This window comes from Streptomyces sp. f51, from assembly GCF_037940415.1.
Classification (GTDB): Bacteria; Actinomycetota; Actinomycetes; order Streptomycetales; family Streptomycetaceae; genus Streptomyces.
The window spans coordinates 4,307,462-4,327,589 of record NZ_CP149798.1; the positions used below are offsets into that span (position 1 = coordinate 4,307,462).

Below are 20,128 nucleotides of genomic sequence, written 5' to 3' on the forward strand. Positions count from 1 at the left end.
AACCGATGTCTCGACTCAGCCGCGAACAGAAGCGGGAACTCAAGCGGCAGCGCTCGGCGGCCGGTGCCGGAGGGCAGCCGGCCGCGGGGACGACGCCGATCGAGGTGCACGTACCGGCGTCCGCGGACGCGGTGGCGGGGGCCGCTGCGCCCGGTGCCGCGGGGGCGCGGGGCTGTGCCACGGTCGGCGGGATGCCGGTCGTGGCCGCGCACGGCGAGACGGTCCAGGGCGCGATCCTGGGCTACCTCCACCGCCTCGCACTCGCCACCGGTCACCCGGTCCTGGCCAGCATCCACGACGAACGCATCGGCTACGTCGTACCGCTCCAGGTGCACGTCGACGGCTCCAGCCGCTACACGGCGGAACCGGTCCGCGTGGCACCCCCCGCCCACCACCAGCCTGTCCCGCCCCAGTCCCCGGGCGGCGGCACACAGCACGGGGCTCCCCGGCAAGCGGCTCCGGAGCACCGGGCCTCGGACAGCGGCGCGCAGCACCGGGCTCCGCGGCCCCAGTCCCCGGACCAGGGAGCACAGCACCGGGCCCCGCAGCGAGCGACCCCGGAGCACCGGCCGCAGCCGCAGGCTCCGGACCGGCACCCGCAGGCGCCCGTTCAGGAACAGCGCTCGGGCTACGGGGCCGAGGAGCACCCGCGATCCCCGGCTCAGGAGCACCCGCGATCCCCGGCTCAGGAGCACCCGCGGTCCCCGGCGCTGGAGCACCCGCGGCGCCCGTCCGGCGAGGTTCCGCAGGCGCCGGTCCAGGGGCCACCGCAGCCGCCGGCTCAGCGGCGCCCGGAGGAGCCGGCCGCTCCGCTCCCGTCCGTTCCGGTGTCCGCCGAGGCACCCGCTCCGGCCGCTCCGCGCCGGGACAAGGCGACGTACGTCCTGCGCGCGGTGCCGGAACCCGGAGGGCCGGTTCGGGCACCGGAGAGTGGCGTTCCCGCGACCCCGGCGGCGAGGCCCGAGGCGGCACCAGCGCCCGTACACCCGCCCACGGGGCGGCCCGCGCCCGAGCCGCCGGCGCGCCCGGAGTTCGCTCCGCAGCCGCGGCCCGCGCCGGAACCCGCGGTGACGGCGGAGTTCGTCCCGCATCCGGTGCCGGAGCCGCCCCTCGTCCCGGAGTCGCGGCCGACGCCGGTCCGCGGGCCGGAGCAGGCGGAGTACGTGCCGCACCCGGTGCCCGAGCCGCCGATGCGCCCCGAGCCGCCGATGCGCCCCGAGCCGCAGCCCGCGCCCGTGCGTCGGTCCGAGCCCGCGGTGACCGCCGAGTTCGTGCCGCAGCTGCCGCAGTCTCAGCCCGCGCTGTCGGCTCCCTCCGTGGAAGTGCCCGCGTCGGCGCCCGCTCCCGCGGCCATGGGTGAGCCGGTGTTTCCTGCCGACGGCACCGGCCCGGCGGGCGAGGGTTCCGTCCCGGGAGCCGATCAGGCGCCCCCGGCCGAGCAGCCCGCCGCACCCGGTACTCCCACGCCGTCCACCTTCGTGCTGCGGGCGGTGCCGGAACCGAGGCCGTTGCCCGGGGCCGCGTCGACGCGTGTCCTGCGGGCGGTGCCGGAGTCGGCGGCCCCCGCGGTGTCCGCCCCGACGGGCGCGTTCGGCCCGGCTCCGGTGACCGGGGCCACCCCGGAGCCGAAGCCCGCCCGCGAAGCACAGGCCCCTGCCCCGGCGTCGGCGCCCGCCCCCGAAGCGCAGGCTCCCGCTCCGGAGCGGAAGCCCGTGTCCGCGATGGAGGCCCTGTCACTGCTGGGTCCTGAGCCGGAACCGGACCCGAAGCCCACTCCCGCCCGCGGGTTCGACGCCGTGGCCGAGGCGGTCCTCGGGGCCGGTCCCCAGGGGCCGGCCCCGGAACGGGACCCCGCGTCGGCGTTCCTCGCGGAGCCCGTCGCGCGGATCAACGAGGCCGTGAAGATGGGCCGGATCGAGGCCGCCGCGGGCATGGCGGAGCGCGCGGTCACCGAGGCGGCCCACTCGCTGGGCCAGGAACACCCCGAGGTGCTGAAGCTGCGCGAACTGACCGCGTACATCGCCTACTTGGCCGGTGACGCGCTCAGGTCGTTCCATCTGTCGCTGGACCTCGCGAGGGTCCGCAGGCGCCACCGCGACACCGGTGCGGCCTACGGCAACGTGCAGAGCGCGGCCGCCGCGTGGCGTGCCGTCCGCGACCCCCTCCAGGGTCTGCACCTGGGACGCGATCTGATCGGACTGTGGACCGAGCTCGCGGCCGACGACGGCCCCGCCGCCGACGACCTCGAACAGCTCGAATCGGCCCGCACCCGCATGGCCCGCCTCGCGGAACGCGCCCGCGTCGCGGCCGAGAACCCGTACACCCGGACGCCCCGCGCCCACGGCGAGTGAGGAACGGCGCCCCCGCACGGAGCCGGGGGCGCCGAGCGCCGAAGGGGGGAGCGCAGGGCGTCAGTGGACGCAGAACTCGTTCCCCTCGGGGTCCGTCATCACGGTCCACGCCCCCGCCGGTTCCCTCACCTCGCGCAGCACGCTCGCCCCGAGCGCCGTCAGCCGCGCGACCTCGTCGGCGCGGCGGCCCTCGCCGGGGTGCAGGTCGAGGTGGAGCCGGTTCTTCTCCGTCTTCGGCTCGGGAACCCGCTGGAACAGCAGCCGCCGCCCGAGGCCGGTGCCGCTCTCCTGGTCGTACGGGTCCTCGGGATGCCGTACGGCGATCAGGTCCCGGAACGCCGGACGGCCGTGGAAGCCGACGGTGGCCTCGGCCGGAAGCGCGCCGAGGCTCAGCAGCCGCTCGACGAGGGCGCTGTTGTCCTCGGCCGTGTAACCGAGCGCGGCGGACCAGAAGTCGGCCTGCGCGTGCGGATCGGCGGAGTCGATGACGAGCTTCCAGTGGACGGGTGCGGTTGCGGGCGCGGGCTCGGGAGTCGGCGTCATGGGCCACTCATAGTGCTTGCACGACCGGGCGGGCAAGGTCACTCGCCGGGGCCGGTCCCCATGTCGTACGGGAAGTCGTACGGGTCGTACGACACGAAGGGGCGGCCGCGCCGGGTCATCCCCGGCGCGGCCGCCCCTTCGTCCACTCGTCCGCTAGACGGTGCCGTGCGAACCGGCCGGCCCGGCGGACGCGACGGCATCGGCGGCGATGCCCGCGGCCTCGGCGGGGACCGCCAGGGCGACGGCCTCGGCGGGGACACTCGCGGCCGCGGCCGGTCCGGCGGCCGCGCGGGCCGCCTGCCGCAGGGCCAGCGCACCCCGCCGCGCGGCACGCAGCGCGTCGAACGTCAGGAGCGAGAGCGCGAGCCACACCAGCGCGAACCCGGCCCAACGCTCGGCCGGCATGGCCTCGTGGAAGTAGAAGATGCCGAGGAGGAACTGGAACACGGGGGCCATGTACTGGAGCAGGCCCAGCGTGGACAGCGGCACACGGATCGCGGCGGCGCCGAAGCAGATCAGGGGGATCGCCGTGACCACGCCGGTCGCCGCGAGCAGCGCGCCGTGCCCCGGACCCTGCGCGGCGAACGTCGCCTCGCCCCGCGAGCCCAGCCACAGCAGGTACGCCAGCGCGGGCAGGAACTGGATCGTGCTCTCGGCGGCGAGCGACTCCAGGCCGCCGAGGTTGACCTTCTTCTTCACCAGGCCGTACGTGGCGAAGGAGAACGCGAGGCAGAGCGAGATCCACGGCGGGCGGCCGTAGCCGATGGTCAGGACGAGGACCGCGGCGGCGCCGACGCCCACGGCGGTCCACTGCACCGGCCGCAGCCGCTCCTTGAGGAGCAGCACGCCCATCGCGATGGTGACCAGGGGGTTGATGAAGTAGCCGAGCGAGGCCTCGACGACGTGGCCGGAGTTGACCGCCCAGATGTAGACGCCCCAGTTCACGGTGATGACCGCCGCCGCGATCGTGATCAGCCCCAGTTTGCGCGGCTGCCGCAGCAGCTCGCCGGCCCAGGCCCAGCGCCGCATCACCAGCAGCAGGACACCGACCACGGCCAGCGACCACACCATCCGGTGGGCGAGGATCTCGATGGCTCCGGCGGGCTTCAGCAACGGCCAGAACAGGGGGACGAGCCCCCACATCCCGTAGGCCGCGAAGCCGTTCAGCAGACCTATGCGCTGCTCGCCCCTCGACGTCCCGGCCACCGGCGTCTCCTTCTCCCACGGTCCCTCGGACGCCTGTCGCGCCCCGCGCCCCGTAGCCCCCGTGAGGTCGGGGAACTTCCGTGCAGCATGAAAGAAGGTAGCGCCGGACACCCCCGCCTGTCATGCCCGTATCGCCATACGGTCATGACAGGCGGGGGTGTGGGGGAGTGCGCCCGGAGCCGCCGGGGCGTCAGCCCTTCAGCGCCACCGCGACGGCCTCGGCGATCGGCGTGGTCGGGCGGCCGGTGAGCCGGGACAGGTCGCCGGGGGTGGCGGCCAGCTCGCCCTTCTCGATGGAGACGTCGACGCCTGCGAGGATCCCGGCGAAGGCCTCGGGCAGCCCGGCGCCGGTCAGGATCGAGGCGAAGACCTCGGGCGACACGGGGTTGTAGGCGATCTCCTTGCCGGTCTGCCGGCTCAGCTCGGCGGCGTACTCGGCGAAGCCCCAGGCCCGGTCGCCGCTCAACTCGTACGTGGTGTTCTCGTGGCCCTCGCCGGTCAGCACCGCGACGGCGGCGGCCGCGTAGTCGGCGCGCGAGGCGGAGGCGATCCGGCCCTCCCCGGCGGCCTGGACCACGGCGTCGTGCGCGAGCACCGGGGCGAGGTTCTCGGTGTAGTTCTCGTGGTACCAGCCGTTGCGCAGCAGCGAGTAGGGCAGTCCGGAGGCGAGCAGGACCTCCTCGGTGGCGCGGTGGTCGTCGGCCAGCGCGGCCGTCAGGCTGCCGGGGGCGCTGGTGTAGGCGAGCAGGGAGACCCCGGCCGCCTTGGCCGCGTCGATGACGACCCGGTGCTGCTCCACGCGGCCCTTGTCGAACTCGTTGCCCGAGATCAGCAGCACCTTGTCACCGGCCGAGAACAGGCCGTCGAAGGTCCGGGGCGTGTTGTAGTCGGCGACCGCGAGCCGTACACCGCGTGCCGCGAGGTCGGCTGCCCTGGACTCGTCCCGCACGACGGCGGTGATCTGCTCGGCGGGGACCTTCTCCAGCAGCTGCTCGACCACGTGACGGCCGAGGTGTCCGGTGGCTCCGGTGACGACGATGCTCATGGCGTACATCTCCTTGTGGGGTGCGGATGTCACTCACCCTAAGAGCTGCACTAACTGTTGGAAAGTACCCACCTTGAAGTAAGGTACTGGCATGGCCGTAAGTATGAAGGCAGCGGACGGGTACGACGCCGGTGAGGCGATGTGCCCCTACCGCCTGGTCCTGGAACACGTCACCAGTCGTTGGGGCGTCCTCGTCCTGATCGAGCTGCTGGAGCGGTCGTACCGCTTCAGCGAGCTGCGCCGGGCGATCGGAAGGGTCGGGAAGGGGGTCAGCGAGAAGATGCTCACCCAGACCCTCCAGACCCTGGAGCGCGACGGGCTCGTCCACCGCGACGCCAAGCCGGTCATCCCGCCGCGCGTCGACTACTCCCTGACCGACCTGGGCCGCGAGGCCGCCGAGCAGGTGCGGTCGCTGGCCCTGTGGACCAGTGAGCGCATGGCCGACGTCGAGAAAGCCCGCGGCGCGTACGACGAAGCCCGGGGACGCGCGCCCCGGGCCTCGTAGAACCGCCTGCGGACGAGTTCAGCCGATGACGGTCCAGGTGTCGCCGCCGGCGAGGAGGGCGGCGAGGTCGCCCTTGCCGTTCTGTTCGATGGCGGCGTCGAGCTGGTCGGCCATCTGGGTGTCGTAGACGGGCCGGTCGACGGAGCGGAACACGCCGATGGGGGTGTGGTGCAGGGTGTCGGGGTCGGCGAGCCGGGACAGGGCGAACGCGGTGGTCGGGGACGCGGTGTGGGCGTCGTGGACCAGGATGTCGGCCTCGTTGTCCGGGGTGACGGTGACGACCTGGAGGTCGCCGGTGCGGGGGTCGCGGACCACGCCGCGGGAGCCGTCGGCGCCGAAGCGGATGGGCCGGCCGTGCTCCAGGCGGATCACGGCCTCCTCGGCGGACTGTCGGTCCTTGAGGACGTCGAAGGCGCCGTCGTTGAAGATGTTGCAGTTCTGGTAGATCTCCACCAGGGCGGTGCCGGGGTGGGCGGCGGCCTGGCGCAGGACGTCGGTGAGGTGTTTGCGGTCGGAGTCCACGGTCCGGGCGACGAAGGAGGCCTCGGCGCCGATGGCCAGGGAGACCGGGTTGAAGGGGGCGTCCAGGGAGCCCATCGGTGTCGACTTGGTGATCTTGCCGACTTCGGAGGTGGGTGAGTACTGGCCCTTGGTGAGGCCGTAGATCCGGTTGTTGAAGAGGAGGATCTTCAGGTTCACGTTGCGGCGCAGGGCGTGGATGAGGTGGTTGCCGCCGATGGACAGGGCGTCGCCGTCGCCGGTGACGACCCATACGGACAGGTCGCGGCGCGAGGAGGCCAGCCCGGTCGCGATGGCGGGCGCGCGGCCGTGGATGGAGTGCATCCCGTAGGTGTTCATGTAGTACGGGAAGCGGGACGAGCAGCCGATGCCCGAGACGAAGACGATGTTCTCCTTCGCCAGGCCGAGTTCGGGCATGAAGCCCTGGACGGCGGCGAGGATGGCGTAGTCACCGCAGCCCGGGCACCAGCGCACCTCCTGATCGGACTTGAAGTCCTTCATGGACTGCCGGGCGTCGGCCTTGGGGACCAGGGAAAGCGCCTCGATCGTGCCCGGGCCTTCCGTTGACGTGTCAGCCATCGATGGCCTCCTTGAGAGCTGTGGCGAGCTGCTCGGCCTTGAAGGGCATGCCGTTGACCTGGTTGTAGGAGTGCGCGTCGACCAGATATCTGGCCCGCACGAGGGTGGCGAGCTGGCCGAGGTTCATCTCGGGGATCACCACCTTGTCGTAACCCCGAAGGACCGTGCCGAGGTTGCGGGGGAAGGGGTTGAGGTGGCGCAGGTGCGCCTGCGCGATGTGCTCCCCGGCGGTCCGCAGCCGGCGCACCGCGGCGGTGATGGGCCCGTATGTCGAACCCCAGCCCAGGACAAGGGTGTCGGCGCCGGCGGTGGGGTCGTCGACCTCGAGGTCGGGGACGTCGATGCCGTCGATCTTGGCCTGGCGGGTGCGGACCATGAAGTCGTGGTTGGCGGGGTCGTAGGAGATGTTCCCGCTGCCGTCCTGCTTCTCGATCCCGCCGATCCGGTGCTCAAGACCGGGCGTTCCGGGGACGGCCCAGGGGCGGGCGAGGGTCTGCGGGTCGCGTTTGTAGGGCCAGAAGACCTCGGTGCCGTCGTCCAGGGTGTGGTTGGGTCCCTGGGCGAACTGCACCCGCAGGTCCGGGAGTTCGTCGGTCTCCGGGATCCGCCACGGCTCGGAGCCGTTGGCCAGGTAGCCGTCCGACAGCAGCAGGACGGGTGTCCGGTAGGTCAGCGCGATCCGGGCCGCCTCCATCGCCGCGTCGAAGCAGTCGGCCGGGGTGCGCGGCGCGACGATCGGCACCGGCGCCTCGCCGTTGCGCCCGTACATCGCCTGGAGCAGGTCGGCCTGCTCGGTCTTGGTCGGCAGTCCGGTCGAGGGCCCGCCGCGCTGGATGTCGATGACGAGCAGGGGCAGTTCGAGGGAGACCGCCAGCCCGATCGTCTCCGACTTCAGCGCCACACCGGGACCGGACGTCGTGGTCACGGCGAGCGAGCCGCCGAACGCCGCGCCCAGCGCCGCGCCGATCCCCGCGATCTCGTCCTCGGCCTGGAAGGTGCGCACCCCGAAGTTCTTGTGCCTGCTCAGTTCGTGCAGGATGTCCGAGGCCGGGGTGATGGGGTACGAGCCCAGGTACAGCGGCAGATCGGCCTGCCGGGAGGCGGCGATGAGGCCGTAGGACAGGGCCAAATTCCCGGAGATGTTGCGGTAGGTGCCGGTCGGGAACGCCGTCGACGCCGGCGCCACCTCGTAGGAGACCGCGAAGTCCTCCGTCGTCTCACCGAAGTTCCACCCCGCCCGGAACGCGGCGAGGTTGGCCGCCGCGATGTCGGGCTTCCTGGCGAACTTGGTCCGCAGGAACTTCTCCGTGCCCTCCGTCGGCCGGTGGTACATCCACGACAACAGGCCAAGCGCGAACATGTTCTTGGAGCGCTCGGCCTCCTTACGGGAGAGCTCGAAGTCCTTCAGCGCCTCGACGGTCATCGTCGTGAGCGGGACGGGATGGACGTTGTAGCCGTCCAGTGAGCCGTCCTCCAGCGGGCTGGTGGCGTAGCCGACCTTCTGCATCGCCCGTTTGGTGAACTCGTCCGTGTTGACGATGATCTCGGCGCCGCGCGGCACGTCGGCGATGTTCGCCTTCAGGGCCGCCGGATTCATGGCCACCAGCACATTGGGCGCGTCGCCCGGCGTGAGGATGTCGTGGTCGGCGAAGTGCAGTTGAAACGACGAAACGCCCGGCAGTGTGCCTGCGGGCGCGCGGATCTCGGCAGGGAAGTTCGGCAGGGTCGACAGGTCGTTGCCGAAGGAGGCGGTCTCCGAGGTGAACCGGTCGCCGGTGAGCTGCATGCCGTCACCGGAGTCCCCCGCGAACCGGATGATGACCCGGTCGAGCCGACGGACGTCCTTCGCCCCCGGCGGTTTGCGCTGTTCTCCTACGACGGCTTCGTCGGCCTGTTCCGTTGGGCTGCTGACCTTGCTCGTCACTGAACTGGACCTCCTTTGAGGCGGCTGTCCGGGAGTGGCCTTCCCGCAGACCCTTCCTATGTCAACCCTACGTCGGTAAGGGTCGCCTTCCTTCGGCCATTCGCATGATGGACGCTGTTTTGAGACGTCTTGACATGGTGATGTGTCACGATTTCTGCCGCCCCAGGTCCTTCCTCGGACGACGTTCCCCGCTCACCCTTTGGTTCCGCTCGACAACTGACAGACTGTCAGTTCGTCATGAGTTCAGGTATGTGAGGACGGCCAGAACACGCCGGTGATCCCCGTCACTTTGTGACAGACCCAGCTTCTGGAAGATGTTGCTGACGTGCTTCTCGACCGCGCCGTCGCTCACCACCAGCTGGCGGGCGATGGCGGAGTTCGTCCGGCCCTCGGCCATGAGTCCGAGCACCTCGCGCTCCCTCGGCGTCAGCCCCGTCAGCACGTCCTGCTTGCGGCTGCGGCCCAGCAGCTGTGCCACCACCTCCGGATCCAGCGCGGTGCCGCCCTGGGCCACCCGCACCACCGCGTCCACGAACTCGCGCACCTCGGCGACCCGGTCCTTGAGCAGATAGCCGACGCCACGGCTCGAACCGGCCAGCAGTTCGGTGGCGTAGCGCTCCTCCACGTACTGTGACAGCACCAGCACACCGAGTTCCGGGTGCGCCTTGCGCAGCTGCACGGCCGCCCGCACGCCTTCGTCGGTGTGCGTCGGCGGCATCCGTACGTCCGCGACGACGACGTCCGGCAGCGCGTCCTGCGCCGCGAACTCGGTGATGGTCTTGATCAGCGCGTCGCCGTCACCGACCCCTGCCACGACATCATGCCCACGGTCGGTCAGCAACCGGGTCAGGCCCTCCCTGAGCAGCACTGAATCCTCGGCGATCACGACCCGCACCCTGTCCTCCACGATTCCTCGGCCCCCCGTAGCCCGCCCCGGCCGCCCCCGGCTCCACCGGGTTCGTGCCCGTTCGTACGACAGACCCCAGCATTCCAGCATTCGGACCGGGGCGCGCCCGAGCGACATGATTGGGACCCCGGTGCACCGCACCGGGGTCCCCCGCGTGTCCGCGGCCGGGGGTCTCAGCCCCGCCAGGGCAGCTCCGCCGTGATCCGGGTGGGACCGGCCGGCGGGGAGTCCACCACCAGGATCCCGTCCACCGCGTCGAGCCGTTCCGCGAGCCCCGCCAGACCCGACCCCGAGCCGGCCTCGGCCCCGCCGACCCCGTTGTCGCCGACCTGGATCATCAGCCGGTTCTCCACCCGCCACACGTCCACGCTCGCCCGCGTCGCACGGGAGTGCTTGCTGATGTTCTGGAGCAGCTCGGAGACGGTGAAGTAGGCGATCCCCTCGATCGCGGGTGCGGGCCGCGCCGCCAGATCCACCTCCACCCGCACCGGCACCGTGCACCGCGAGGCCACCGAGGACAGCGCCGCGTCGAGCCCGCGGTCCGTCAGCACCGCCGGATGGATGCCGCGCGCGAGATCCCGCAGCTCCTGCAACGCCGTCTTCACCTCGCCGTGCGCCTCGTCCACCATCCGCGCCGCGGCCTCGGGGTCCTCGGCCAGCTTCTCCTTGGCGAGCCCGAGATCCATGGCCAGGGCCACGAGCCGGGCCTGTGCCCCGTCGTGCAGATCGCGCTCGATACGGCGCAGATCGGCGGCGGCCGTGTCGACCACCACCCCGCGGTCGGACTCCAGCTCCACCACACGCGTGGCCAGCCGCGACGGCCCGAGCAGCCCGCGCACCATCAGCCGGTCCACGGTCGTCAGCGCCCGCACGATCCACGGGGTCGCCATGGTGAAGAGCAGTCCCACCAGCGCGGTCACCGCGATCTCGAACGGGTTGTCCAGGTAGATCGCGTGCGTGCTGTCGCCGTACAGCTGGATTCCGTCCTGACCGCCGTACATCGGGAAGACCCAGAACCACAGCGGATAGGTGAGCAGCGCCCACCCGTAGACCCAGAAGTTCAGCGCGACGACGAAGGAGAACACCGACCACGGGAACTGGACCACCGCGTACAGCAGGTGCCGCCACGAGGTACCGCTCTTGAGCACGGCGCCGATCCACGCCATCGTCCCGTGGCCCTTCGTCCGCAGCGGCTCGGGCTCGGCCACCTCGACCCCGAGCAGCCCGCGCGCCCGCGCCCGCTCCAGCGATCCGAGACCACGGCAGCCGGCCAGCGCGGCGGCGAGCACCGGAACGCCCAGGAAGGTGATCAGCAGGCCCGCGCCGAGCGAGAACATCGTGACGGCGAACGTGAACATGAGGATCCCGAGCGGCAGGCCCAGCAGCACATAGCCGAACTCGCGCCACGCGCGGGCCTCGAACGGCGCCCGCAGCGGGGCCGGGAGGCGGTGCGACCGCTCGCCGGCGCCCGCCCCGTCGAATCCGGACCCGCCGGGGTGCCCGTATCCGTGTCCGTAATCCGTGGCCATCGGTCCGTCCGTTCTCTCGTCTCGTTCTGCGCCTCGCCTTGTTGTCCAAGCCTGCCGTCCCGGGAGGGTTGCCGGACATGGAGCGGATCGGCGTCTTGAGCGGGGGGTTTTCCCTACCTCCACCGGCAGCCGGTGTTCTCGGGCCCGGGAGTCCACACGACGGAGACCCCCGCGCGGGCTCGCCGGCCGGAGGTCTCCATCGGGTGAACCGTGTGAACCACGTGCACCGTGGGTGCGGCCCACGGCTACCGCGCGGGCTCGTTCTGGCGGTCGCGCCACGGCAGTTCGGCCGTGATGACCGTCGGGCCGCCCACCGGCGAATCGACGACGAACAGCCCGTCCACCGCTCCGAGCCGGTCCGCGAGCCCCGCCATCCCCGTGCCGCCGTCGACGCCGGCCCCGCCCCGGCCGTCGTCGCGGACCTGGATGAGCAGACGGTCGCCCGTGCGCCACACGTCGACCGACGCGGACCTCGCACCGCTGTGCTTGCTGACGTTCTGGAGCAGTTCGGAGACGGTGAAGTAGGCGATGCCCTCGATCGCGGCGGCCGGCCGTGTGTCCAGCGCGGCGGTCACCTTCACGGGCACCGTGCAGCGCGAGGCGATCGCGGACAGAGCGGCGTCCAGACCCCGGTCGGTGAGCACCGCCGGATGGATCCCACGGGCCAGATCGCGCAGTTCCTGGAGGGCGAGCTTCACCTCGCCGTGCGCCTCGTCGACCATCGACGCCGCGGCGTCGGGGTCCTCCAGGAGCTTCTCCTTCGCCAGGCCGAGCCCCATCGCGAGGTTCACGAGCCGGGCCTGCGCCCCGTCGTGCAGATCGCGCTCGATACGGCGCAGATCGGCGGCGGCCGTGTCGACCACCACCCCGCGGTCCGACTCCAGTTCGGCGATCCGCCGCTCCAGCTCGTCGGAGGGCGACAGCAGCCCGCGCACCATCGCCCGGTCCACGTTCGTCAGACGGCGTGCGATGAACGGCAGCACCGGCCACAGCACGATCAGCGACACGAGCGTGACCGTGAAGGTGATGATGCCCCAGGGCAGCCGGATCAGGCCGTACAGCACGGCCCGCCAGCCCACCGGGTCCTTCAGGCTCGACCACAGCCAGCCGAAGAACCCGGTCCGGGGCAACGGGCTCGGCTCGTCGATCCGCAGCCCCAGCAGCCGCCGCGCCCGCGCCCGCTCCAGCCTGCCCAGCTGCCGCGAACCCCGCAGCCCGGCCGCGAGCAGGGGCAGTCCGACGACCGTCACGGCGAGCCCCGCGCCCGTGGCGAGCATCGTCACCACGTAGACGAACCCGACGATCGAGGCCGGCAGATTCACCAGGAGATGGGAGATCTCCTTCCACGTCCGCGGGTCGAGGGCCAGGCGTACGGCGGGCGGCCGGTCACCGTCGGACGGGCCGTCCGACGGACCGGCGGGCGTGATGCGTTCGGTCATATCCGCTAGCCTGCCCGGCGGCGCGCCGCCGCGCCATGAGGTGGGCCGCCGCGATGCACTGGGGATAACCCCACCCCCAGGGTGCGCACCGGACGCGACGACGACCCGGCACACGAAGGGGCGACGGAGTCCCGCCGGTGACGTGCTCACTCGGTGGGACGTGAACACGTCATCGAGGGGTGAGGGATGGTCGAGGCGTGACGGGCTGCTTACGCTCTCTTTAGCAGGCCCTAGACTCCCGTCCGTACAGATCGTCGAACATGGCGCATCACAGAGTGCGCGGCGGCGCACGACGGGGCGCAACGAGGTCAGGGAGTGAGGGGCTGACGTGCCGGAACCGACCGTTGTCACGGCGACCGGGGCCGTCGTCGCGGCGGACTACTTCCAGTCCTACTCGGTCGTCGGGCTGCTCGCCGTCATCGGCGTGCTGTTCGTCGCCGTCGCCTTCGGGGCGGGCCGCCTGCTGCGGCCCGTGGTCCCGACCCCCGAGAAACTCCTGACGTACGAGTGCGGTGTCGACCCCGTCGGCGAGGGCTGGGCCCACACCCAGGTCCGCTACTACGTCTACGCCTTCCTCTACGTCATCTTCGCCGTCGACTCGATCTTCCTCTTCCCCTGGGCCACGGTCTTCGCCGCTCCCGGCTACGGCGCCGCGACGCTCGTCGAGATGTTCGTCTTCCTCGGCTTCCTGACCGTGGGCCTGCTGTACGCATACAAGAAGGGCGTCCTGACATGGGCGTGACCCCCTCCGCCCCGGACGAGCCCGCGTCGGCGTCGGTGCCGGCCTCGGTGTCGGTGCCGCTGCCCGAGCCGAAGCGGCTCGGCGCGCTCGCCCGCCTCGCCCCCGAGCCCATGAAGGTGGTCCTGAACTGGGGCCGCCGCTACTCGCTCTGGGTCTTCAACTTCGGCCTCGCCTGCTGCGCGATCGAGTTCATCGCCGCGTCGATGGCCCGCCACGACTTCATCCGCCTCGGCGTGATCCCGTTCGCGCCCGGCCCGCGCCAGGCCGACCTGATGGTGGTCTCGGGCACGGTCACGGACAAGATGGCGCCCGCCGTCAAGCGCCTGTACGAGCAGATGCCCGAGCCGAAGTACGTCATCTCCTTCGGCGCCTGCTCCAACTGCGGCGGCCCCTACTGGGACTCGTACTCCGTCACCAAGGGCGTCGACCAGATCATCCCCGTGGACGTCTACGTCCCCGGATGCCCGCCCCGCCCCGAGGCGCTGCTCCAGGGCATCCTCAAGCTCCAGGAGAAGATCGCCCGGGAATCGCTGGGGGAGCGCTACGGATCCGACGCGCCGCGCCCGTCGACCGCCGCGCTCCAGAGCGGCCTGGTGAAGCCACCGGTCCCTTCCGCTTCCGCGACGAGCGACCCGGGAACGGATCCGGCCGCCCCCGGTGCACCCGGTGAGGAGGACCGATGACCGTCGGCTGGCTTCCCGGCCCCGCCGAGGAACTCTTCGGCCCCGACGCCACGGCCGAGGACTCGTACGAGGTCCTGACCGTCGACGTACCCCCGGCCTCCTGGATCGCGGCCCTGGAGACAGCCCGTGACACCCTGGGCTGCACCTACTTCGACTGGCTGAGCGCCGTCGACGAACCCGGCACGGGCTTCCGCGTCTCGGCCCACGTCGTGGCCCTGTCCCCGCTGCGCCGCCTCCTCGTCCGTACGACCGTCCCGCACACGGCCCCGGCGCTCCCGTCGGCGGTCTCCGTCTACGCGGGCGCCGCCTGGCACGAGCGCGAGACCCACGAGATGTTCGGAGTGACGTTCGAGGGCCACCCCGGCCTCGACCCCCTGCTGCTGCCAGAGGGCTTCGAAGGCCACCCCCTCCGCAAGGACTTCGTCCTCGCCGCCCGCGTCGCCAAGGCATGGCCCGGCGCGAAGGAACCCGGCGAGTCCGAGCACGGAGGCCCCAAGCGCCGCCAGATGCTGCCGCCCGGCGTCCCCGACCCCAACGAGTGGGGCCCTCTCAAGGGCCAGCTCCCTCCTGCTCCGTCCCGCCCGGCCCGCGGCGCGGCCCGCCCGGCCGGCGACCGCCCGGTCCGCAGGACCCGCACGGCGGGGGAGGGTTCGGCGAGCCAGGCACCGGCGGCCCCTGCCGGCACCGGCGGCACGACGACCCCGGCCGCGGGTGCGGGTGCGGGTGCCGCGGGAGCGGCCGAGGGCTCGGTCGCCGCGGGTGCGGCCTCCGGTGCCGAGACCGCTCGACCCGCACGCCGATCCCGCAGCGTGAGCCAGGGCTCGGCCAGCCAGCGAACCGAGCAGCAGCCGTCCCCGGCCCCGACCTCGCCGGCGAGCGAGGACGAGCCGACCGCCCCGACGGCGACGCCCGTCAGAAGGCCCGCCGCACCGCGCGGTTCGGACGCGCCGTGGCACCAGCCGAAGCCGGCGTTCGACGACACGAAGCCGAAGCCGAACCCGGACGCCGCACCTCCACCGGCACCAGAGCCCCCGTCGGGGTCCGAGCCGCAGTCGGGTCCTGAGCCGCAGCAGGAGTCCGAGCCCCGGCCGGCGTCCGAGCCGGAGCCTGAGCCGCAGCCGGCGTCCGAGCAGGGGGCCGAGCCACAGCCACGGTCCGAGCCGCTCCCGGCGTCCGAACCCCGGCCGGGGTCAGAGCCGGACTCCGAGCGGAAGTCCGGCCCCGATGCCGAGCCGCCATCCGAGCCGGATGCCGAGCCGCCATCCGAGCCGGATGCCGAGCCGCCATCCGAGCCGGATGCCGAGCCGCCATCCGAGCCGGATGCCGAGCCGCCATCCGAGCCGGATGCCGAGCCGCCATCCGAGCCGGATGCCGAGTCGCCATCCGAGCGGAAGTCCGGCCCCGATGCCGAGCCGGATGCCGAGTTGCCCTCCGAGCCGGACTCCGAGCGGAAGTCCGGGCCGGATACCGGGCCGGACGCCGGGCCGCAATCCGGGCCCGATAGCGGGCCGGAGTCCTCGCCCGGTGTGCCCGCTCCGGGTGAGACCCCTGACCCCAGCCCCGAAGACCCCTCCGGAGGTACGCAGTGAACGACGCTCTCGACGTCGCCCTCCGCCTCCTCGTCGTCTTCGTCGTGTTCCTGACGTTCCCCCTGATCGTCGGCCAGACCGAGCACAAGGTGATGGCCCACATGCAGGGCCGCCTCGGCCCGATGTACGCGGGCGGCTTCCACGGCTGGGCCCAGCTCGTCGCGGACGGCGTGAAGTTCGCGCAGAAGGAGGACATCGTCCCCGCGGGCGCGGACCGGCGTATCTTCCAGCTCGCCCCCGCGGTGGCCCTCCTCCCGTACCTCCTGGTCCTCCTCGCCATCCCGATCGGCCCGGGCGAGGGCGCGGTCGGCGAGGTCGTCGACGCGGGCATCTTCTTCGTCCTCGCCGTCATGGGCGTGGGCGTCCTCGGCTCGCTCATGGCCGGCTGGGCGTCGGCCAACAAGTTCTCCCTCCTCGGCGGCCTGCGCACCGCCGCCCAGCTCCTCGCGTACGAACTCCCGATGCTCCTGACCGCGGCCTCGGTCGCGATGGCGGCGGGCACGGTCTCGCTCCCCGGCATCGTGGACGCCTTCCGCTGGTGGTGGCTGCCCTGGCAGATCGTCGGCGCGATCGTGTTCTTCGTCGCCGGCCTCGCCGAACTCCAACGGCCTCCCTTCGACATGCCCGTCGCCGACTCCGAGATCATCTTCGGCGCGTACACCGAGTACACCGGCCTGCGTTTCGCCCTGTTCCTGCTCGCCGAGTACGCCGGGATCGTCGTCCTGTGCGGCCTGACCACCGTCCTCTTCCTGGGCGGCTGGCACGGCCCCTGGGGCGCCGACGGCCTCGGCTGGGTCTGGACCCTCCTCAAGGCCGCGGTCCTCGCCTTCGTCGTCATCTGGCTCCGCGTCACCTACCCCCGCCTGCGCGAGGACCAGCTCCAGAAACTCTCCTGGACCCTCCTCGTCCCCCTGTCCCTCGCCCAGATCGCCCTCACCGGCATCGTCAAGGTGGTGATCGCGTAACCATGGCCCCCATTCCTGGCTCCGGCCTCGCCAAGGGCCTGGCCGTCACCCTTCGCACGATGACGAAGAAGACCGTCACCGCGCAGTACCCGGACGTCCAGCCCGAACTCCCGCCCCGCACCCGTGGAGTCATCGCCCTCTTCGAGGAGAACTGCACGGTCTGCATGCTGTGCGCCCGCGAGTGCCCGGACTGGTGCATCTACATCGACTCCCACAAGGAGACGGTCCCGCCCGCCGCCCCGGGTGGCCGCGAGCGCAGCCGCAACGTCCTCGACCGCTTCGCCATCGACTTCGCCCTGTGCATGTACTGCGGTATCTGCATCGAGGTCTGTCCTTTCGACGCGCTGTTCTGGACTCCGGAGTTCGAGTACGCGGAGACCGACATCCACGAACTCACCCACGAGCGCGACAAGCTCCGCGAGTGGATGTGGACCGTCCCGGCCCCGCCCGCCCTCGACCCCGGTGCCGAGGAGCCCAAGGAGATCGCGGCCGCCCGCAAGACCGCCGACAAACTCGCGGCCGAACAGGCGGCCCAGGCCGAGGCGTCCGATCCGCAGGAGGGGCAGTCGTGACCTTCGCAGCAGCCACGGCCACGGCGGCCCACGCGGCGGCCACCGGCGCCGCCGGGCACCACGGCTTCCTCTCCCCGACCGGCGTCGAGATCGCCTTCCTCCTCGTCGGCCTGCTCACCTTCGGCGCCGCGGTCGTCACCGTCACCACCAAGCAGCTGGTGCACGCCGCGTTGTGGCTGGTGGTCGCCCTCGGCGGCCTCGCCGTCGAATACCTGCTCCTGACGGCCGAGTTCATCGCCTGGGTGCAGGTCCTCATCTACGTCGGATCCGTGGTCGTCCTCCTTCTGTTCGGTCTGATGCTCACGAGGGCCCCGATCGGCCGCTCCCCGGACGCCGACTCGGGCAACCGCTGGGCGGCCCTGACCGTGGCACTCGCCTCGGCCGGCGCCCTGGTCTGGGTCGTCGTCGACGCCTTCCGAACGACCTGGGTCGATCTGGACGGAGCCGCCTCCGGTTCCACCGAGGTCACCGGAGCGAGCCTCTTCCAGAACTGGGTCCTCCCGTTCGAAGCGCTCTCCGTCCTCCTCCTCGCCGCCCTGGTCGGCGCGATCGTCCTCTCCCGCAAGGCGAAGGCGGACACCGCCGCGGCGACCACGACGGCCACCGCCCCGCGTGTCCCCGGCAGCCGCGACGGCAAGCAGAACAAGGAAGGTGTCCGCTGATGCACCTCGCCTATCCCGCCGTCCTCGCCGCCCTCCTGTTCAGCACGGGCCTGTACGGAGTCCTGGCACGCCGCAACGCGATCCTGGTCCTGATGTCGGTCGAGCTGATGCTCAACGCCGTCAACCTGAACCTCGTCGCCTTCGACGTCTGGCTCTCCAGAGCGGCCCGCGACACGCTGCACTCCGGTCAGGCCCTGACCCTGTTCACCATCGCCATCGCCGCCGCCGAGATCGGCATCGGCCTGGCGATCGTCCTCGCCGTGTACCGCAACCGGGGCACCTCGGACATCGACAAGCTCCGCGACACCGCCGAGGGCCACGGCCCCGACGACCCCGACAGCGACGCCCCCGCGGCCGAGAAGGCTGAGGCCACCGCGTGACCACGACCACCCTCGCCGTCCTCGTCCCCCTCCTCCCGTTCCTCGGCGCCGTCGCCGGACTCCTCCTGGGCCGCACGGCCCCGGGCTTCGTCCGCCCGCTCGCCGTCCTGCCGGCCCTCGCGTCGCTCGTCCTCGCCGTGACGGTCGCGGTCCACCAGGGCGGCGGCCTGCCGATCGACTCGCACACCGAACTCACCCCGACCGGCTCGGTCCCCATCGAACTGGGCCTGCACATCGACGGCTTCGCCGCCCTCGTCGCCGTACTCGTCGGCGTCGTGGCCACCTGTGTGCAGATCTACTCGACGGGCTATCTGCACGACGACCCGCGCTATCCCTCGTACGCCGCGCTCGTCTCCCTGTTCACCTCCGCGATGCTGCTCGTCGTCTACTCCGGCGACCTGATGGTGCTCCTGGTCGGCTGGGAGATCATGGGCATCTGCTCGTACTTCCTGGTCGGCCACTACTGGGAGACCCCGGAGGCGCGCGCCGCCTCCCTCAAGGCCTTCCTGGTCACCAAACTCGGCGACGTCCCCTTCCTCATCGGTCTGTTCGCGCTCGCCACCGACGCCGGCTCGTTCCGGATCACCAGGGTCCTCGGCACCGTGGCGAGCGGAGGGCTGCACCACCCCACCGTCGTGGCGCTGCTGCTCCTCGCGGGCGTGGCGGGCAAGTCGGCGCTGTTCCCGCTGCACACCTGGCTGCCCGACGCGATGGCGGGCCCCACACCCGTCTCCGCGCTGATCCACGCCGCGACGATGGTCGCCGCCGGCATCTACTTCGTCGCCCGGCTCCTCCCCGTCTTCCAGGCATCCGCCGCCGCGATGGTCGTCCTCGCCGTCATGGCCGGTGTCACCATGGTCGGTTCGGGACTCGCCGCGCTCGCCCAGGACGACATCAAGCGGGTCCTCGCCTACTCGACGATCGGTCAGCTCGGCTACATGGCCGGTGCCCTCGCCGTCGGCGACCGCGGTGCCGCCGTCTTCCACCTCCTCGCGCACGGCGCCTTCAAGGCGCTGCTGTTCCTCGCCGCCGGCGTGATCATCCACGCCTCCGGCACCAACTCGCTGGCCGCCATGTCCCGGATGAAGGACCTGCGCACCCGAGTCCCCGACGCCTTCTGGACGATGACCGTGGCGCTGCTCGCCCTCGCCGCGATCCCTCCCTTCAGCGGCTTCTTCTCCAAGGAAGCCGTCCTCGGCGCCGCCGAGCACGTCGCCACCGGCCACACCGGACAGGCCCCCGGCGCCTCGGGCTGGATCGTCCTGGTCACCGGTCTGGTCACCGCCGTCCTCACCGCGGCCTACGCGACCCGGCTGTGGCTGCTGGCCTTCCGGGGCCAGGGAGCCGAGGCCCCCGACCACGGCAGGCAGCCGGTCACCATGACGGCCGTGCTGTGGGTGCTCGCCGTCCCCTCGCTCGCGTTCGGCCTGGCGTTCGGCCCGCTGCCCGACTGGTTCGACGGCCGTGACCTGACACCCGTCCTCACCACCTCGGTGCTCGGCACGGGACTCGCCCTGGTCGGCGGGATCGTCACCTACGGAGCCTGGCGGCACACCGCCGCCCTGGCGGCCCGCGTACCCCTCGGCGCGGTCGCGGCCCACCCGGACGCCGACGCCGGACGTGTCGAGGCCGAGGCCATCGCCTCCCACGAACCCGTGTACGGAGACATCGCCCAGGCTCCCGACCCGGCGGACCCGGGCCGGCTGCTGCTCGGCCCGCTGCACCGCCACGCGGCTGCCGGCTTCCATCTCGACGCCGTGTACTCGGTGCTGTTCGTCCGCCCGGTCCAGGCCGGAGCCACGCTCGTCCGGTTCCTCGACCGCGAGGTCGTCGACACCTACGTACGCGCCGCGGGCGCCCTACCCCGCTGGCTCGGGACCGCCGTACGGCGTGCCCAGACCGGCAACGTGCAGACCTATGTGAGCGCGCTGCTCGCCGGCACCGTCGTCCTGGTGGTCGCCGCCCTCCTCGTCGCCACGGGAGCGTGA

At 72.2% G+C, this 20,128-nt stretch carries 18 protein-coding genes; 10 read left to right on the forward strand and 8 right to left on the reverse strand.

Translation table 11 applies throughout. From position 1 onward, the window contains the following. The first annotated feature begins 5 nt into the window (after window positions 1-5). The gene (locus WJM95_RS18835; protein WP_339130885.1) at window positions 6-2,351 is read left to right on the forward strand and encodes a hypothetical protein; all 2,346 of its coding nucleotides are present in this window, start codon (window positions 6-8) and stop codon (window positions 2,349-2,351) included. Window positions 2,352-2,411: 60 nt separating this feature from the next. Here the strand turns inward: WJM95_RS18835 and WJM95_RS18840 are convergent, their stop codons facing one another. The 3 genes from WJM95_RS18840 to WJM95_RS18850 form a co-directional block, all read right to left on the reverse strand. Beyond that, a complete protein-coding gene (locus tag WJM95_RS18840; protein ID WP_339130886.1) occupies window positions 2,412-2,894 on the reverse strand; it encodes a VOC family protein in 483 nt (160 codons plus the stop codon). 153 nt (window positions 2,895-3,047) lie between these two features. Next, complete coding sequence (gene rarD / locus WJM95_RS18845) at window positions 3,048-4,100, reverse strand: EamA family transporter RarD (protein WP_339130887.1); 1,053 nt, start codon at window positions 4,098-4,100, stop codon at window positions 3,048-3,050. Window positions 4,101-4,290: 190 nt separating this feature from the next. Next, a complete protein-coding gene (locus WJM95_RS18850) occupies window positions 4,291-5,145 on the reverse strand; it encodes an SDR family oxidoreductase (RefSeq protein ID WP_339130888.1) in 855 nt (284 codons plus the stop codon). Window positions 5,146-5,236: 91 nt separating this feature from the next. On the opposite strand from WJM95_RS18850, the gene WJM95_RS18855 reads away from it, so the two are divergent. Continuing rightward, window positions 5,237-5,650, forward strand: a complete 414-nt coding sequence (locus tag WJM95_RS18855; protein ID WP_339130889.1) for a helix-turn-helix domain-containing protein — start codon at window positions 5,237-5,239, stop codon at window positions 5,648-5,650. Window positions 5,651-5,668: 18 nt separating this feature from the next. Here WJM95_RS18855 and WJM95_RS18860 read toward each other — a convergent pair whose 3' ends face one another. The 5 genes from WJM95_RS18860 to WJM95_RS18880 form a co-directional block, all read right to left on the reverse strand. Further along, window positions 5,669-6,748 carry a 2-oxoacid:ferredoxin oxidoreductase subunit beta gene (locus tag WJM95_RS18860; RefSeq protein WP_339130890.1) on the reverse strand — a complete coding sequence of 360 codons (1,080 nt, stop codon included), beginning with the start codon at window positions 6,746-6,748 and terminating at the stop codon, window positions 5,669-5,671. Beyond that, window positions 6,741-8,672, reverse strand: a complete 1,932-nt coding sequence (locus WJM95_RS18865; protein WP_339130891.1) for a 2-oxoacid:acceptor oxidoreductase subunit alpha — start codon at window positions 8,670-8,672, stop codon at window positions 6,741-6,743. The genes WJM95_RS18860 and WJM95_RS18865 overlap by 8 nt, the downstream gene beginning before the upstream one ends. Window positions 8,673-8,907: 235 nt before the next feature. Continuing rightward, on the reverse strand, window positions 8,908-9,567 hold the full coding sequence (locus WJM95_RS18870; protein WP_339135669.1) for a response regulator transcription factor: 660 nt from the start codon (window positions 9,565-9,567) through the stop codon (window positions 8,908-8,910). A 185-nt stretch (window positions 9,568-9,752) separates the two neighbouring features. Then, on the reverse strand, window positions 9,753-11,108 hold the full coding sequence (locus WJM95_RS18875) for a sensor domain-containing protein (RefSeq protein ID WP_339130892.1): 1,356 nt from the start codon (window positions 11,106-11,108) through the stop codon (window positions 9,753-9,755). Between the two features lie 245 nt (window positions 11,109-11,353). Beyond that, window positions 11,354-12,547 (reverse strand): sensor domain-containing protein, encoded by a 1,194-nt coding sequence (locus tag WJM95_RS18880; protein ID WP_339130893.1) that lies wholly within the window; start codon window positions 12,545-12,547, stop codon window positions 11,354-11,356. Between the two features lie 328 nt (window positions 12,548-12,875). Here WJM95_RS18880 and WJM95_RS18885 point away from each other — a divergent pair, with 328 nt between their 5' ends. From WJM95_RS18885 to WJM95_RS18920, 8 genes are all read left to right on the forward strand, one after another. Next, window positions 12,876-13,289, forward strand: coding sequence for an NADH-quinone oxidoreductase subunit A (locus WJM95_RS18885; protein WP_339130894.1), 414 nt, complete (start codon window positions 12,876-12,878; stop codon window positions 13,287-13,289). Between the two features lie 110 nt (window positions 13,290-13,399). Continuing rightward, window positions 13,400-13,972, forward strand: coding sequence for an NADH-quinone oxidoreductase subunit B family protein (locus WJM95_RS18890; protein WP_339135671.1), 573 nt, complete (start codon window positions 13,400-13,402; stop codon window positions 13,970-13,972). Next, window positions 13,969-15,561 carry an NADH-quinone oxidoreductase subunit C gene (locus WJM95_RS18895; RefSeq protein ID WP_339130895.1) on the forward strand — a complete coding sequence of 531 codons (1,593 nt, stop codon included), beginning with the start codon at window positions 13,969-13,971 and terminating at the stop codon, window positions 15,559-15,561. Before WJM95_RS18890 ends, WJM95_RS18895 begins: the two co-directional genes overlap by 4 nt. Further along, entirely contained in the window at window positions 15,558-16,526 is a 969-nt protein-coding gene (locus tag WJM95_RS18900) for a complex I subunit 1 family protein (RefSeq protein WP_339130896.1), read from the forward strand. Before WJM95_RS18895 ends, WJM95_RS18900 begins: the two co-directional genes overlap by 4 nt. A gap of 2 nt (window positions 16,527-16,528) precedes the next feature. Beyond that, complete coding sequence (locus WJM95_RS18905) at window positions 16,529-17,098, forward strand: NADH-quinone oxidoreductase subunit I (RefSeq protein WP_339130897.1); 570 nt, start codon at window positions 16,529-16,531, stop codon at window positions 17,096-17,098. After that, entirely contained in the window at window positions 17,095-17,760 is a 666-nt protein-coding gene (locus WJM95_RS18910; RefSeq protein ID WP_339130898.1) for an NADH-quinone oxidoreductase subunit J, read from the forward strand. The genes WJM95_RS18905 and WJM95_RS18910 overlap by 4 nt, the downstream gene beginning before the upstream one ends. After that, entirely contained in the window at window positions 17,760-18,140 is a 381-nt protein-coding gene (nuoK, locus tag WJM95_RS18915; RefSeq protein WP_339130899.1) for an NADH-quinone oxidoreductase subunit NuoK, read from the forward strand. Before WJM95_RS18910 ends, nuoK begins: the two co-directional genes overlap by 1 nt. Continuing rightward, window positions 18,137-20,128 carry an NADH-quinone oxidoreductase subunit L gene (locus WJM95_RS18920; protein ID WP_339130900.1) on the forward strand — a complete coding sequence of 664 codons (1,992 nt, stop codon included), beginning with the start codon at window positions 18,137-18,139 and terminating at the stop codon, window positions 20,126-20,128. Before nuoK ends, WJM95_RS18920 begins: the two co-directional genes overlap by 4 nt.